This is a genomic window from Ruegeria sp. AN6, assembly GCF_056540425.1.
In genome coordinates, this window is the sequence record NZ_JBQFWR010000001.1 from 219,313 (window position 1) to 234,122 (window position 14,810).

Consider the following 14,810-nt stretch of genomic DNA (forward strand, 5'->3'; position numbering starts at 1 on the left):
AAAAACGCCCCGCTGTTTTGCGGGGCGTTTTCGTTTTGGTGCCGTTTTTACGCGGTTTCCTCCGACGGTCCTGGATCATTCTTGCTCCCTTTGATCCACTCTCGCATGCTTTGCATAACGGCATAAAGGACGGGAACCAGAATGACGCCGAACAGTGTCGCAGCAAGCATACCGCCAAACACGGCCACACCGATGGCCTTCTGGCTGGCCGCTCCGGCACCGTTCGCTGCCAGCAATGGAACCACGCCCAACAGGAAGGACAATGCGGTCATCATCACGGCGCGAAACCGCTGGAAAGCAGCCTCGACCGCGGCGTCTTTGACGGACAGCCCCTTGGCCCTTTGTTCCATCGCAAATTCGACGATGAGAATCCCGTTCTTTGACGCAAGCCCGACCAGCATGATCATCCCGATCTGCGTGTAGAGGTTGATGTCGCTGCCCACGATTGCCACCGCTGCGACGGCACCGAACAAGGCAACGGTCACCGACATCAGGATCGAAACGGGCATCGTCCAACTTTCATATTGGCCGACAAGGAACAGGTACCCAAACAGGATCGCCAACCCAAGGATCACAACGACCAGACCGCCCGAGGCCAGCTGCTGCTGCGCCGTTCCGGTCCATTCATAGGCATAACCGGGGGGCAGGGCGGTCGCCGATTCTTCGGTCATAGCGGTGATGGCGTCACCGGTTGACAGTCCGGCCGCTGGAACTGCGGTCACAGTCGCAGAACGGAACAGATTGTGCCGTTTCAGCAGAACCGGACCCAGTACGTTTTCGACGTCGATCAATGTGCCCAACGGCACCATCTCGCCTTTGGTGGAACGTACATAGAGGTCCGAGATATCCTCGACCTTGTTCCGGTACGAGCCTTCGGCCTGGATCATGACGCGGTAAACACGACCAAACAGGTTGAAGTCGTTTACGTAATATGAACCAAGCTGCGCCTGCATGGTCTGGAAGATCTCGGCCACCGAGACCTGCAGCGTCTTGGCTTTTTCCCGGTCCAGATCAACGAACAGCTGCGGGACGTTTGCGCGGAAAGTGGTGTAGGCCTGTGCGATTTCAGGCCGCTGGTTCGCGGCATAAACATATGAGCCAACAGCCGAGGCCAGATCCTGCGGCGATCCGCCTCCGGTTTGCTGTACCTCCATTTCCACGCCAGCGGACATGCCCAAGCCCTGAATGGGCGGCGGGTTGAAGGCCACAATCGACGCTGCGGATTCCTGGTTTGCAATCGCCAGAACCTTGCCCAGAATGGCATCGGCGCTCAGATCAGGTTCTTGCCGCTCCTCCCAGTTGGTGAGGTTGACGAAAATGGACGCTCCGTTTGTCGTCGTGCCGTTCAGCAGCGAGAACCCGTTCACCAGAACGGTGCTCGCGACACCGGGGATCTCTTGAATCTGCGCATCCAGACGTGCCGAGACAGTTTCGGTGCGTTCCAGCGTTGCCGCGTCGGGCAGTTGGATGTCGACAAACAGATAGCCATTATCCTCAAGCGGAATAAACCCTTTCGAGGTGGTGCCCATGATGGACCCTGTACCGGCAGCGAAGGCCGCGATGATGCCCAGTGAAATCACCGGCAGAATCAGCAATTTTCGTACGATTGCGGTATATCCGTTGCGCATCGTACCGATGAACCCTTCGAACACAGCCAGCAGTCCGGTTGGGGGGCCGGAGCGTGCCTTTAGAACCAACCCACACAAGGCCGGAGACAATGTCAGGGCGTTGATCGATGAGATCACAACAGCGGTCGAGATCGTGACCGCGAACTGAGAATATAGCCGCCCTGAAATACCAGGCATAAAGGTGACGGGTACGAACACTGCCAGCAAAACCAGGGTTGTCGCAATCACCGGACCAGTGATTTGGCCCATCGCCTTGCGCGTCGCTTCGGCAGGGTTCAGCCCTTCATCCGCGATGATACGCTCGACATTTTCAACTACGACAATGGCGTCATCCACCACGATGCCGATGGCTAGGACAAGCGCAAATAGTGATATCGTATTGAGCGACATGCCGAATGCCAGAAGGAAAGCGAATGTTCCAATCAGTGAGACGGGAATTGCCACCGCGGGAATAATAGTCGCGCGCCAACTGCCAAGGAAAATGAACACCACCGTAATCACGAGTATGAATGTCAGGATCAGTGTTGACACCACGTCATTGAGCGATTGTTCCACAAAGTCTGTCGTGTTGAACGGAACGGCATATTCTACATCCGACGGAAAGGCTCGGGACAGACGGTCTAGCTCGGCTTCAACACGTTCGGAAACCGCAAGCGCGTTCGCGCCGGGGGCCTGATAGATGCCGATAACGGTTGCCGGAACGCTTTGAAAGTAACCCGAAGCTGAATAAAACTGCGCACCAAGTTCTGTGCGTGCGATGTCTTTGACACGTACGATCGCGCCTGCATCCCCGGTGCGGATAACGATATCTCCGAACTCATCAGCGGAGGTTAGGCGGCCTTTGGTCTTGATCGTGTATTGAAAGGTTTGCCCTTCTGGAACAGGCGGTGATCCAATCGATCCAGCCGATACTTCGATATTCTGCTCGCGGATTGCGTTTATGACATCACCCGGAGTGATCGACAGCGCGGCCATCTTATCCGGATCCATCCATATCCGCATCGCGTATTCCAGATTGGTCAGAACATCCGCCTTACCTACGCCCTGAACGCGTGCCAGCGCGTCTTTCAGGTTGATCGAGGCATAGTTCGAAAGAAACACGCTGTCATACGTGCCATTGGGCGAGGTCAGCGTGACCAGCAGCAGCATGTTTGTTGACGCTTTTTGGGTTACCACGCCCGATGAGGTCACTTCGCTCGGCAACGAGGCCATGGCCTGCGCGACGCGGTTCTGCACGTTGACCGATGCAATATCGGGATCGGTGCCAACTTCAAACGTTACATTCAGAGAATAAGAACCGTTATCTGACGAAGTTGACGTCATATAGATCATGTCGTCCACGCCGTTGACCTGCGCCTCGATTGGCGCGGCTACAGTGTTCTCGACAGTTTCGGCATTCGCGCCGGTATAGGTGGTCGTTACACTGACAACTGGAGGCGTGATATCAGGGAATTGCGCAACCGGCAGAACCATATAACCGATCCCGCCCAAGATGGTCAGGACCAGCGAAATTACAAGCGCCAGCTTGGGCCGGCTGATGAACAGGGCAGAGAACATCTGTTATTCTCCTGGCTGCTCAGAGGCGACAACGGCATCGACGGCGACGCCGGGACGAACGCGCTGCAGACCTTCGACGATCACACTTTCGCCCTCACGCAGACCATCCGTTACGATAATGGCCGAGTCGACGGGGTCTCCGGTTGTGATGTAGCGCTGCTCTACCATTTGTTTGTCATTGACGACCAAAACGAATTCCCCGCGTTGGTCACGTTGCAGGGCCGCTTGAGGGATCAAGACCTGCAGCGTTGGCTCCAACGCTTCGATCTGGACGTTTACGAACGCGCCATCGACAAGCAGACGTTTGGCATTTTCGAACTGAGCTGTGAGGGTGATCGCACCGGTCAACGGGTCAATGCGGTTATCTACAAAAATGATTTCGCCTGTCTCATCCAGTGCGGTTCCATTCGGCAAGGTCACATGGACGTTTGGACTTTTGTTGCTTTCTGCCAGGGTCGCTGGATCTTCACCAATTTGTTCAAGAACCGAGGTGAACTGTTTCTCGTTCAATGAAAAATTCACGTAGATGGGGGCCTCGCTAACCAGCGTGACGAGGGGCGGATTATTGGGGCCGACGACGTCGCCAACACTAATTTCGACCCGACCGATCCGACCAGAAAATGGCGCGTGAATCTGGGTATAGCTGAGATCAAGCTCGGCCTGCTGGATGGCCGCATTCGCAGCTTTTACTTCGGCTTCCGCAACCAATTCGTTGGCACGTGCGATATCACGTTCGGATTCGGGTGTGGCGTCTCGCTTGTACAGTTCTTCCTTACGTGCCAGATCGACTTTGGCCAGTTCAAGGTTGGCCTGAGCGCGGTCAAGATCAGCTTTGCGCGCCTCCAGAGTTGCTTGGTAAAGGTCTGGTTCGATCGTGAACAGCAGGTCATCTTTAGACACGGGGGCGCCGTCATCTACGTTCTGACTGTCCAGAAATCCGCTGACGCGCGCGACGATGTCGACCTTGTCGATGGCCTCGGCCCGCCCAATAAACGTCGCCTGATCAGTAATCTCTTCTGTATAGGCCGCCGCGATCGAGACCTTTGGCGCGGGGGCGTCTGACTGATCCTGTGCCATAACTGAGTGCGGAAGGATGGACCATGCGATTACACCGAGAGATGCGCCTATTGTCCTGAAATATCCGCGGCGGCGATATGTGGGCTTTTTAAATGCAAAGGACATGATGGCGCCTCGTTCAAACTAAAGATAATGCGCCCGGGCATCAGATATGCGCGGACGAGTCGAGTGATGTTTCAGGCAGGATGGCGGGTTTGGCGCAGTTTCTCAAGCATGTTGAGACTTCCTGCGAAGTTCAGATGGTAAAAAATTTCTTTCCAATTGGCGGACTTAGCTTGCGTCAACAGCAGATTTGCAGAGGAAAGGGCATCTTTTTAGGGCCGGTGGGTCCCCTGAATAAAACACGACAGAGGATTGCTCAGCCCTCTGCCGCTTCATTCACAGATGAAGATTTGTTGTTACTTACGCGTCCCGGCGAAGCGATTCTGCCAGTCTTCACGTTGCTCATCGGTCACCTTGGCGAACAGCACATCGGGAACCGTGAAGTCGTGGCCTGCGGGTAGGGCACGCAGTGCGGCGTCGACGTCATCAGGCCAGCTGGTGTCCAGCGTGTTCATCGCGCTAAGCATTTTTGCCGAAGTTTCAGGAATAAACGGCGCGCTCAGAACCGCATAGAGTCGGATCAAGTTTAGCCCCAGCCTGACTTGAACCGCAGCCAGCGCCGGGTCTTCCTTGAAAGTTGACCAGGGGGCCGCGGCCTGCAGGTATTCGTTGCCTGCGACCCAGATCGCCCGCAACTCCTGCGCAGATTTACGCACTTCCATTGCTTCCATGTGGCCTTCATAGGCGCGGATGCGTCGGGTCAGTTCTGCGATAAGCGTTTGCTCATGCTCACCATATTCACCATCACCCGGAACGGCCTCACCGAACTTGGAGCGGCAGAACTTGGTGATCCGGCTGACAAAGTTGCCCAGAACGTCAGCGAGGTCCTTGTTGACCGATTGCTGGAAGTTTTCCCAGGTGAATTCGCTGTCGCTGCTTTCCGGCGCATGGCTCAAAAGCCACCAGCGCCAGTAGTCGGCAGGCAGAAGCTCCAGCGCCTGATCCATGAACACGCCGCGCCCTTGTGAGGTCGAGAACTGGCCACCGTCATAGTTCAGATAGTTGAAAGATTTCAGGTGATCGACCATCTTCCACGGCTCGCCCGATCCCAGAATGGTAGCAGGGAAGCTGAGCGTGTGGAACGGCACATTGTCTTTGCCCATGAACTGGACGTACCGCACGTCATCCGCGCCTTTGTCGGTGCGCCACCATCGCTCCCACTCGGCATCGGGCTTAAGGTTGGCATCCGCCCATTCCTTTGCGCAGGCGATGTATTCGATGGGCGCGTCGAACCAGACGTAGAAGACCTTGCCTTCCATTCCAGGCCAGTCCTGATCGCCTTTCTTAACCGGCACACCCCAATCCAGATCGCGGGTGATGCCGCGGTCCTGCAGACCGTCGCCATCATGCAACCATTTCTTTGCAATCGAGGTGGTCAGGATCGGCCAGTCAGTCTTGCTGTCAATCCACGCATCCAACTGATCCTTCATAGCGGATTGGCGCAGATACAGGTGCTTGGTCTCGCGCGCCTCTAAATCAGTCGAACCGGAAATCGCTGAGCGGGGCTCGATCAGGTCGGTCGGGTCCAACTGTTTGGTGCAATTCTCGCACTGATCACCACGCGCGCGATCATAGCCGCAATTGGGGCATGTACCCTCGATATAACGGTCAGGTAGAAACCTGCCGTCGGCGTTTGAATAAACCTGCTTCTCGCTGACCTCGCGGATCAGCCCGGCCTCATCCAGTTTGCCTGCGAAGTGCTGGGTCAGGTTACGGTTCTGATCGCTGGATGAACGGCCAAAGTGGTCAAAACTCAGACCAAAGCGTTTGGCGATGTCTGCCTGCACCGCATACATATCGGCGCAGTATTCCGCGACGGGTTTGCCCGCTTTCGCCGCAGCAAGTTCCGCCGGAGTGCCGTGTTCGTCGGTCGCGCACAGGAACATGACCTCATTCCCCCGACCACGCAGATAGCGCGCGTAAAGATCGGCGGGCAACTGCGAGCCGATCAGATTGCCGAGGTGTTTGATCCCGTTGATATAAGGGATCGCCGAGGTGATGAGAATCCGAGCCATTTTGCGTTTCCAGATAACTGTCTGCGCGCCCGTCTACAGTATGTCGGCGGTTAGCAAAAGGCCGGGTTTTGCGACTCTGTGTAATTCACACTGAAATCGCGCTTAGTGCTTCTCACGCGAACCTTTCAGCAATCTGCCAATCGTAAACGAAGTACGCGGCGCATAGACGTAATTTGTCCGTTCGTCGGGCGTTGGGCGCGAGCGCATGCGGGCAAGGCCAAACACGATCAGGAATGTATGACCCAGAGCCACGAAGGCAAATAGGGCGCCAGGGCCGAACTGCTGGATCAACGTGGATGAGATGTATGGTGAGGCAATCGCGCCCAGTGCGTACCAGAACATCAGTGCTGCGGCCAGTTCTACGCGTTGTTCGGTAGTGGCAAAGTCATTCGCATGGGCTGATGAAACCGAGAAGATCGGGAATGTGGTCAGGCCGAAAAAACCGGCTGTCAGCATGACGCCGACAGTGCCGGTTCCGCTGGCCAACATTGTGATGCCGCAACTTAAGACCGCTGCGGCCGATAACCAGATCAACACCCAGCGTCGGTCATATTTGTCGGCCAGCCAGCCCAGCGGGTACTGCGCTAGTGCGCCGCCCAGAACGAATGAGGCCAGAAAGAACGCAATCTGATCGACAGCCAGCCCCACCTCCTGACCGTAAACCGGGCCGACCATTCGAAATGAGGCCGAGCTTAGGGCTGCGACGATCACCCCGGCCACTGCAAGCGGTGAGTTTTGCCACGCCAGCCGGGGCCGTAAGCGTGGTGCGTCCGGGGTTTTGGGTTGGCTCGCGCGTGTTAGCGTCAAAGGCAGTAGCGACGCGCAGCATAAAATGGCCAGAAGATTATATGAAACATAGGATGCCGGAGGCAGAACCGCGATGATCAACTGCGCGCAGAGCGAGGCGCCCAGATCCGCGATGCGATAGCTTCCCATCACACGTCCACGTGATTCATTTGTGACCTTTGCATTTAGCCACGCCTCAATCACCGTGTAGCACCCGGCAACGCAAGTGCCCGACGCGATCCGTAGGATGGCCCAGACATAGGGGTTCTCGGTCAGCGTGTGTCCCAACAGCCCCATGGCACCCAAGGCGGTGCAAACGGCAAATGCGCGCGAGTGTCCGACGCTTCCCATCAGGCGTGGTGCCCACCAGCAGCCAATGAAAAAGCCGAGGAAATGCGAAGACCCCAACAGACCGATCTGTTCTGTCGAAAAGTTCAGTGTCAGGCCCGAGATCGCATCCAATGGCCCAACACCACCGGTCGACAGTTGCAATAGTATGACCGAAAGAAAAAGTGCGGCAAATAAAATGATAGTACGCATGATGGGGGCAGCTTGTCTTTGTTGTCACGAATTGCGCGTGTCTATTCGACACCTTAGCGTCGTTTTTTGGCGTTCCTTGGCTAATCCTGTCGAATGATTTCGGCTCGGATGTTTAAACCAATCATTGGCTGTACCAGATCAGGATAGCCTGAGGCACCAAATTCGTGCCGATTAAGCGCGCCCACCAACTTTATGAACAGGATGTCCAGATCATCCACTGCGCTGCCTGGTCTTCGATAAAGATCAGCCTTCAGCGTTACGGGACGGGTTACATCACGCACTGTCAGATCCCCGGTTACTGTCGCGCCTTCCGAGATGCGACCCGTGGGTCCAAGTTGAATTTTGGTCGTGACGAACCGAATGGTTGGATATCGGGCGGCGTTCAACACGCTGCTGCCTAGCATTGGACCGCGCGCAAAGGGCAATTTCGTACGAGCTCGGGCCACGTCCATCACAACATCGACCCTACTGTTTTGAAGGCGTCTCGTGTCGATTAGAATCTGCGCCGTCTGAACTGGCATCGTACCTGTTTGTGCTGTGCCGGACAGAGTGTAGGTAAATTCAACTGAGCTGCGCGCCGTTGCCAGAACGTACGGGGTGAGTGCTGCATGAGCGTCGCGCGCGAACGGTAGAGCCGCAAGGCCAGCGATGAGTGTGCGGCGCGTGAGGTCGGTCATGCCAATGCTGTGTCGCCGCGTGGCCTTGAGCGTTTCATGAGCATCAGCAGGATGGCGATGTTCATGCCATTCCAAACGATACCGTTGATAAAGGCGAGTTGATAGTTGCCGGTAAGATCGTAGATCCAGCCGGACATCCAGCCGCCCAGCGCCATGCCCAGAATGGTCATCATCATGACAAAACCCACACGCGCTCCGGCCTCTTGTGGCGGCATGTATTCGCGCACAACCAAAGCATAGCTTGGAACGATACCACCCTGCGCCAATCCAAACAGCATGCTGACAACGTACAGTGACACCATACCGTCGTAAGACAGGAACAGGAACAGAGCGATGCACTGAAGGACCGAGCCGATCAAAAGGGTGGTAAGCCCTCCCGATTGGTCCGCGACCAGCCCTGAAATCACCCGGCTGACAACGCCTCCCAGCAGCATCAATGATAACATTTCAGCTCCGACCGCCGGACCGTAGCCAAGGCCGACGCAATAAGACACGATATGGACCTGCGGCATCGACATGGCCACGCAACATCCGATACCAGCCAGCCCGAGGATGTATTGCAGGGTGCGGGGTGAAAAGCCGACGCTTTGTGCTTTGATCTCTGCTGCGGCAGCTGCGGTGCTGTGCGCTTCGACCGGAACTTGGCGTCGTAGGAGCAGGGACAGGGGTATGACAACGACCAATGTGATGAGGGCGAGGCTCAGATAAACCTGTTGCCATCCTTCGCGCTGCAGAATGCCCGTTAACAGCGTAGGCCAGATTGCACCTGAAAGGTAGTTGCCACTGGCCACCAGCGCCACAGCAACCCCGCGCCTGCGCATGAACCAATGCGAGATATCGGCGATCAGTGGGCCAAATCCGATCGATGTTCCAAGACCCAGCAACAGATGCGCGACTGACAGGAAGGCAATGTTCGGTGCAAGCGTGGCCAGCAAATAGCTTAATGCGCTTAATAGGGCGGCCCCGATCAGAGCCTTTGTCACGCCCAGATTATCCACTAGCTTGCCAAGCCACATGTTGCCAAAGGCAAAACCGATCATGGTGAGCGTATAGGGCATCGATGCGGCAGCTCTGCCTGCTCCAAAATCGGCCTCGATGGCGGGCATCACGACGACCACAGCCCACATACCCACATTGACCACCGTTGCGATCGCCAGAGTGATCAGCAGGCGAAGCCAGGAGTATCGGCTGTCATGGATCGGATGTGTCATGCGGGCACGCTAGGGTGCAAGTTCTGCTTTGACCAGTCACAAGTTATGTGAACGTGGGTGCGTCTTCGGTTTTGATCTGTTGTAACTGCAGGCCGAAATGTGGGGCCGTCCGCGTCACGTGCCAACTGGCCGGGGGCAGGGCGCGGGCACGGCGGCGGGTCAGGCGCCAACTGCAGGCCTCGTCCCGATAAGTCGGCTCCATATGCCAGCGCGTCTCGATCCCCTGCGCGCCGCCATCGTCAGGTGTCAGCAACAGTCCCAGAGGGGCCTGACCCGATGTGCCACCCTGTTCGGCGGCCAGATGCAACCGCCGAACAGGGGTCAGACCCGGCGGGCCGGGCAGGTCGCCGATAACCACGGGCGCGGCGCCACTGCGCAAGGCTTCTTCCATGCACCACAATAGGTCTTCGGGTTTATCAGGGCGGATCAGCAGAAACCGGGACGGGTCGGCAAAAGGTAACATGCCTTCGGGATGCAGCTGGACGACCTCCCACGCCGGGGCAATCCACATTGCCGGACCCTGAGTTTGCCCCGCCACCCACAAGGCAAAACTGCGCCGGGCAGGGCCGCAGGCCTCGTGCACACGGGCCAGTTGCAGGCTGATCTGTGGGTGCAGGGCCACCCCGGGCGGGGTGCGCGCGGGCTTGCGGCCAAGAAGATGGGTGGACATGCTTATCAAACTAGCATGTTCCCAATTTGTTCTCAATTGAGGATTGCCGTCAGCGCGACAAAATCAGGCGTCCGTCAGCAAACTGGATATTCGAGAACCGATGCAGATATTCCATCCCCAGCAGGGATTGATCCAGGTCGCCCTCATTGACCGAGGCCGGGATATTGCGATCCGTGATCGGGCCCAGAGACAGGCTGTCCAGCCGAATCGGAGCCGTACGCACGATGCCATTGGCCGTCGAAGCGCGGCCCAGATAGTTCAATTGATCCGTATCGATTCCAATTCGTTCGGCATCTTTCGGACTAATGACGATATTGCTGGCCCCGGTATCGACCAGAAAGGTCACGGCTTTGCCATTCACAAGCATCGGCAAATAGTAGTGTCCATCATACGAGCGGGGCACTTCGATCCTCTGATCGGTCACGGTCAGTTGTGGGGTAGGGCTGACGGTCGAGCGGATGTCATCCCACAGCCCGACTACGGCGATAACGCCGATAAAGATGAACACCCAAGCCGCGACCTGCTGCATGGTTTTGCCCAATGACTGGCGGTTCTGAGTGAAAAACCACATCAACAGGGCGGCTCCCAGCAGAACCAGATAGGTCAATCGCCCAAAATCTTCGCCATCCATTCAATCACCCGAATACAGTTGTCTGATGCCAATATGGTGCCTCAGGAGGCGAAACCAAAGGCTTTAAGGCCATCTAGAATGAACTGAACCGATAGTGCGGCCAGCAGCATACCCAGCAGCCGTGTCAGTACGTTCAACCCGGTTTTGCCCAAGATGCGAGCAATCAGACCTCCGGCCAGAAAGAACACAAAAACAACCAGCATGACGCCCAGCATGACGGCACAGGCGGCTGCGATCCCTTGAATGCCGGGGTTCTGTCCGGCCAACAGAATGATAGTTGCGATCGAGCCTGGTCCGGCGATCAGAGGAATGGCCAATGGGAACACCGACGGGTCAGGATGCTCTTCCTCTTCCGCACGGTTCTCGCGCCGCTTGTTGCGCCGCTCGAACAGCATGTCGAGCGCGGTCAGGAACAACAATGCGCCGCCGGCCACTTTGAACGCAGGCATCGAGATACCAATAAAGCCCAGAACCGCCTCACCAAACGCGGCGAAGACGATCAGGATGAAAACGGCGGTCAAGCAACTGCGAATGGCAATCTTACGGCGCGTTGCGGCATCCATGTCCTGTGTCAAAGCAACAAAGACCGGCGTAGTGCCGAACGGGTCGATCACCACGAACATCGTGGTGAAAGCAGTTATGAAAAAGGCCATGTCGATCATGCTGCGCTCTCTGCCTGTTCCAAGCGTTCTGCGGCGGCAACCCAAAGGGCCTCAGCCTTTTGCATGGCCTCGACCACCTCGGTGAACTTGCGGTTCCAGGTTTCCAGATCGTTGATCCGGTCGTCTTCATAGAGCGCCGGATCCGCCAGCTTGGCCGATAGCTTGTCGTGCATATCCGTGAGTTTTTCGACCCGATCTTCACATTTGCGCAGATCTGCGCGCAGCGCCAATACCGTCTCGCGTGATGCACGTTTGGGTTTGGCGGTCTGTGGCTTCTCTTTGACCGGTTTTTCGCGGGACAACAGAAGGGAGCGATAGGCCTCAAGATCGCCGTCGAAGGGCTTCACGGTGCCATCCGAGACCAGCCATAGCCGGTCAGCGACAAGCGACAGTAGATGCATGTCGTGGCTGACCAAGATAACCGCGCCGGAATAGGCTGTCAGCGCCTCAACCAACGCCTCGCGGCTTTCGATGTCCAAGTGGTTGGTCGGTTCGTCGAGGATCAGCATATGCGGCGCATCTATCGTAGCAATCAGCAGCGACAAACGCGCCTTTTGCCCACCTGACAGACGACCGACCAGCGTTTCCGCCTGATCCGAATTCAACCCGAACCCCGCCAGGCGCGAGCGCCACTTGCCGGGTGCCTCATTCGGGCGCAGGCGGCGCAGGTGATCCAAAGGCGTTTCGTCCACATGAAGCTCATCCACCTGATGCTGCGCAAAATAGCCGATGCGCAGCTTGGAACTGCGGGTCATTTTTCCCGCCATCAGGGGCAGTCGGTCGGACAGCAGTTTCGAAAGGGTCGACTTGCCTTGACCGTTCTTGCCCAGCAAAGCGATGCGATCGTCCTGATCAATGCGCAAGTTCAAGCGGCGCAGAACCTTGGTCTCACCATAACCGGTCACGCCTCCTTCAAGCTGGATGATCGGGGGCGACAGCTCTTCCGGCTCGGGGAAGGAAAAGGCGCGCAAAGCTGCCTCTTGTGGGGTTGAGACCAGCTGGATGCGCTCAATCATTTTGAGGCGAGATTGGGCCTGAACTGCCTTTGACGCTTTGTAACGGAAACGATCCACGAAACTTTGCAGATGTGCGATGCGTGCCTTGGCTTTGGCATTTTCGGATTCGGCTTGCGCCAGACGTTCGGCGCGGCGTTCGGCAAACTTGTCGTAGGGAACCGCGTAATAGGTCAGCTTGCGGTCTTCGAGATGCAGAATTGAGCCCACCGCACGATTTAGAAGCCCACGGTCGTGGCTGATGATGATGACCGTATGCGGGTATTTCGCCAGATAGCTTTCCAGCCACAGCGCACCTTCGAGGTCCAGATAGTTGGTCGGTTCGTCCAGCAGCAGCAGATCGGGCTGTGAAAACAGCACTGCCGCCAGCGCCACGCGCATCCGCCAGCCGCCCGAGAAATCAGAACAGGGCTTCAGCTGATCTTCATCGTCAAAGCCCAGTCCTTTGAGGATCGAGGCCGCGCGCGCCTCAGCCGACCAAGCATCAATATCAGCCAGCCGGGTCTGGATTTCAGCAATCCGGTCCGGATCTGTCGCGCTGTCAGCTTCGGCCATCAGGGTGCTGCGTTCGACATCCGCGGCCAGAACGGTGTTTATCAGCGAGACATCCGACGACGGCACTTCTTGCGCCACGCCCCCAATCCGCGCGCGTTTCGGCAATGAGATATTGCCCGATTCCAGCGACAGCTCACCACGGATCAACCGGAAGAGCGTCGTTTTTCCGGTGCCATTACGCCCGACAAGGCCGACCTTGTGGCCATCGGGAATGGTCGCACTGGCCTCGTCGAACAGAGGACGGCCTTCGACGGCGTATGTGATGTTCTCGATCCGTAGCATGAGGCGCTCTTATCAGAGCATCCAAGACGCCGCCAGAGGTCACCATGTTCAAGCCAGAAGCAATGTGTTAGCGCTGTTCCGGTTCTTCTTCCAAACGGTTTCGATATGCGTGCGGCTCAAACTCCTCCGACCTTGATTACGCTGATCTTTGCAACAGCACTGTCGGTTCTGACGCTGAATATGTTCCTGCCGTCGCTGGCGCATATGAGCGAAGATTTTGGCGTGGATTATGGTCTGATGAACGTGTCCGTGGCCGGGTATCTATGTGTCTCGGCGGTCTTGCAATTGATCGTCGGGCCGCTGTCGGACCGCTACGGGCGCAGGCCGGTTTTGCTGATCGCGATGGCCATATTTGTAGCTGCATCGGTTGGATGTGTACTGGCCGAGTCGATCTGGGCCTTCCTTGCGTTTCGGATGATTCAGGCCGCGGTGGTGGCCGGGCCGGTTCTGTCGAGCGCTTCGATCCGCGACCGATATCCCCCAAATGAAGCAGCCAGCAAACTGGGGTATGTCGCGATGGCGATGGCGCTGGCACCGATGCTTGGACCGATGCTGGGCGGTGCGCTGGACATGCTGTTCGGTTGGCGCGCCGGGTTCGTAATGTATTCGTTGCTTGGGGCAGGGGTACTACTGCTGTTGTGGGTCGACATGGGTGAAACCAATACCAATCGATCCTCAACCTTCGCCGCGCAACTGCACGAATACCCACATCTGTTTCGCGCACGCAGGTTCTGGGGCTATGCCTTATGCGCTGCGTTCTCCATCGGTGGTTTTTTCAGTTTCATCACCGGCGCGCCACTGGTCGCAGCAGCCTGGTTCGATCTGAGCCCCGCAATGCTGGGCCTTGGGATCGGGATCATCACGGGCGGATTTATGGTTGGCAACTTCGTGACGGGGCGCATCGCAAAGCGCACTCAACTCACCACAATGATCCTATTCGGTCGGATCGTGGCGTCGGTCGGGCCGTTTTGCGGCTTGCTGCTATTCATCGGCAACATGGGCTCGGTCTGGGTGTTTTTCGGTTCCGCCGTCTGCGTTGGTTTCGGAAATGGTCTGACCAATGCAAATGCCTCGGCCGGGGTGATGTCGGTGCGCCCGAAACTGGCAGGCAGTGCTGCCGGCCTGTCAGGCGCACTGATCGTGGCACTGGGTGCAGTCTTGACCATGATGACCGGGACTTTTGTGAGCCCCGAAAACGGGCCTTTTCTTGTATTGAGCATGATGTGCGGCAGCAGCTTTGTTGGATTGCTGGCAGTGCTCTATGTCCGACGGTTGGATCGTACCGACCCACTGCCTGAGGCGATCTGAACGATAAACGATCATAACGCTTTTCATGAGGCAAATACCATGCTAGGCGGCGCGCGATGGATTTCGGCGCGGGTCGCGCGCCCTAAAGTTAAGGAG

11 protein-coding genes are annotated in these 14,810 nt (G+C 57.0%); 1 reads left to right on the forward strand and 10 read right to left on the reverse strand.

The window, feature by feature from the left end; translation table 11 throughout:
- Positions 1-47: 47 nt before the first annotated feature.
- The 10 genes from ACR0MQ_RS01095 to ACR0MQ_RS01140 form a co-directional block, all read right to left on the reverse strand.
- Positions 48-3,185, reverse strand: coding sequence for an efflux RND transporter permease subunit (locus tag ACR0MQ_RS01095; protein WP_480603879.1), 3,138 nt, complete (start codon positions 3,183-3,185; stop codon positions 48-50).
- A 3-nt stretch (positions 3,186-3,188) separates the two neighbouring features.
- Positions 3,189-4,367, reverse strand: coding sequence for an efflux RND transporter periplasmic adaptor subunit (locus ACR0MQ_RS01100; RefSeq protein ID WP_480603882.1), 1,179 nt, complete (start codon positions 4,365-4,367; stop codon positions 3,189-3,191).
- A gap of 293 nt (positions 4,368-4,660) precedes the next feature.
- Positions 4,661-6,379: a methionine--tRNA ligase gene (gene metG, locus ACR0MQ_RS01105; protein WP_480603884.1), complete on the reverse strand. Its 1,719-nt coding sequence runs from the start codon at positions 6,377-6,379 to the stop codon at positions 4,661-4,663.
- Positions 6,380-6,481: 102 nt separating this feature from the next.
- Entirely contained in the window at positions 6,482-7,705 is a 1,224-nt protein-coding gene (locus ACR0MQ_RS01110; protein ID WP_480603887.1) for an MFS transporter, read from the reverse strand.
- A gap of 80 nt (positions 7,706-7,785) precedes the next feature.
- On the reverse strand, positions 7,786-8,382 hold the full coding sequence (locus ACR0MQ_RS01115) for a YceI family protein (protein WP_480603890.1): 597 nt from the start codon (positions 8,380-8,382) through the stop codon (positions 7,786-7,788).
- Positions 8,379-9,593 carry an MFS transporter gene (locus tag ACR0MQ_RS01120; protein ID WP_480603893.1) on the reverse strand — a complete coding sequence of 405 codons (1,215 nt, stop codon included), beginning with the start codon at positions 9,591-9,593 and terminating at the stop codon, positions 8,379-8,381. Before ACR0MQ_RS01120 ends, ACR0MQ_RS01115 begins: the two co-directional genes overlap by 4 nt.
- A gap of 43 nt (positions 9,594-9,636) precedes the next feature.
- Positions 9,637-10,263: a hypothetical protein gene (locus tag ACR0MQ_RS01125; protein ID WP_170770554.1), complete on the reverse strand. Its 627-nt coding sequence runs from the start codon at positions 10,261-10,263 to the stop codon at positions 9,637-9,639.
- A 49-nt stretch (positions 10,264-10,312) separates the two neighbouring features.
- Complete coding sequence (locus ACR0MQ_RS01130) at positions 10,313-10,894, reverse strand: TIGR02281 family clan AA aspartic protease (RefSeq protein ID WP_170469630.1); 582 nt, start codon at positions 10,892-10,894, stop codon at positions 10,313-10,315.
- A 41-nt stretch (positions 10,895-10,935) separates the two neighbouring features.
- A complete protein-coding gene (locus ACR0MQ_RS01135; protein ID WP_170770555.1) occupies positions 10,936-11,556 on the reverse strand; it encodes a MarC family protein in 621 nt (206 codons plus the stop codon).
- A complete protein-coding gene (locus ACR0MQ_RS01140; RefSeq protein ID WP_480603897.1) occupies positions 11,553-13,406 on the reverse strand; it encodes an ABC-F family ATP-binding cassette domain-containing protein in 1,854 nt (617 codons plus the stop codon). Before ACR0MQ_RS01140 ends, ACR0MQ_RS01135 begins: the two co-directional genes overlap by 4 nt.
- Positions 13,407-13,511: 105 nt before the next feature.
- Here ACR0MQ_RS01140 and ACR0MQ_RS01145 point away from each other — a divergent pair, with 105 nt between their 5' ends.
- Positions 13,512-14,714 carry a multidrug effflux MFS transporter gene (locus ACR0MQ_RS01145; RefSeq protein WP_480603900.1) on the forward strand — a complete coding sequence of 401 codons (1,203 nt, stop codon included), beginning with the start codon at positions 13,512-13,514 and terminating at the stop codon, positions 14,712-14,714.
- Positions 14,715-14,810: the final 96 nt, after the last annotated feature.

Bases quoted from the DNA above. Each gene is read 5' to 3' on its own strand.
- ACR0MQ_RS01095 (WP_480603879.1), bottom strand. From the start codon at position 3,185: ATGTTCTCTGCCCTGTTCATCAGCCGGCCCAAGCTGGCGCTTGTAATT.
- ACR0MQ_RS01100 (WP_480603882.1), bottom strand. From the start codon at position 4,367: ATGTCCTTTGCATTTAAAAAGCCCACATATCGCCGCCGCGGATATTTC.
- metG (WP_480603884.1), bottom strand. From the start codon at position 6,379: ATGGCTCGGATTCTCATCACCTCGGCGATCCCTTATATCAACGGGATC.
- ACR0MQ_RS01110 (WP_480603887.1), bottom strand. From the start codon at position 7,705: ATGCGTACTATCATTTTATTTGCCGCACTTTTTCTTTCGGTCATACTA.
- ACR0MQ_RS01115 (WP_480603890.1), bottom strand. From the start codon at position 8,382: ATGACCGACCTCACGCGCCGCACACTCATCGCTGGCCTTGCGGCTCTA.
- ACR0MQ_RS01120 (WP_480603893.1), bottom strand. From the start codon at position 9,593: ATGACACATCCGATCCATGACAGCCGATACTCCTGGCTTCGCCTGCTG.
- ACR0MQ_RS01125 (WP_170770554.1), bottom strand. From the start codon at position 10,263: ATGTCCACCCATCTTCTTGGCCGCAAGCCCGCGCGCACCCCGCCCGGG.
- ACR0MQ_RS01130 (WP_170469630.1), bottom strand. From the start codon at position 10,894: ATGGATGGCGAAGATTTTGGGCGATTGACCTATCTGGTTCTGCTGGGA.
- ACR0MQ_RS01135 (WP_170770555.1), bottom strand. From the start codon at position 11,556: ATGATCGACATGGCCTTTTTCATAACTGCTTTCACCACGATGTTCGTG.
- ACR0MQ_RS01140 (WP_480603897.1), bottom strand. From the start codon at position 13,406: ATGCTACGGATCGAGAACATCACATACGCCGTCGAAGGCCGTCCTCTG.
- ACR0MQ_RS01145 (WP_480603900.1), top strand. From the start codon at position 13,512: ATGCGTGCGGCTCAAACTCCTCCGACCTTGATTACGCTGATCTTTGCA.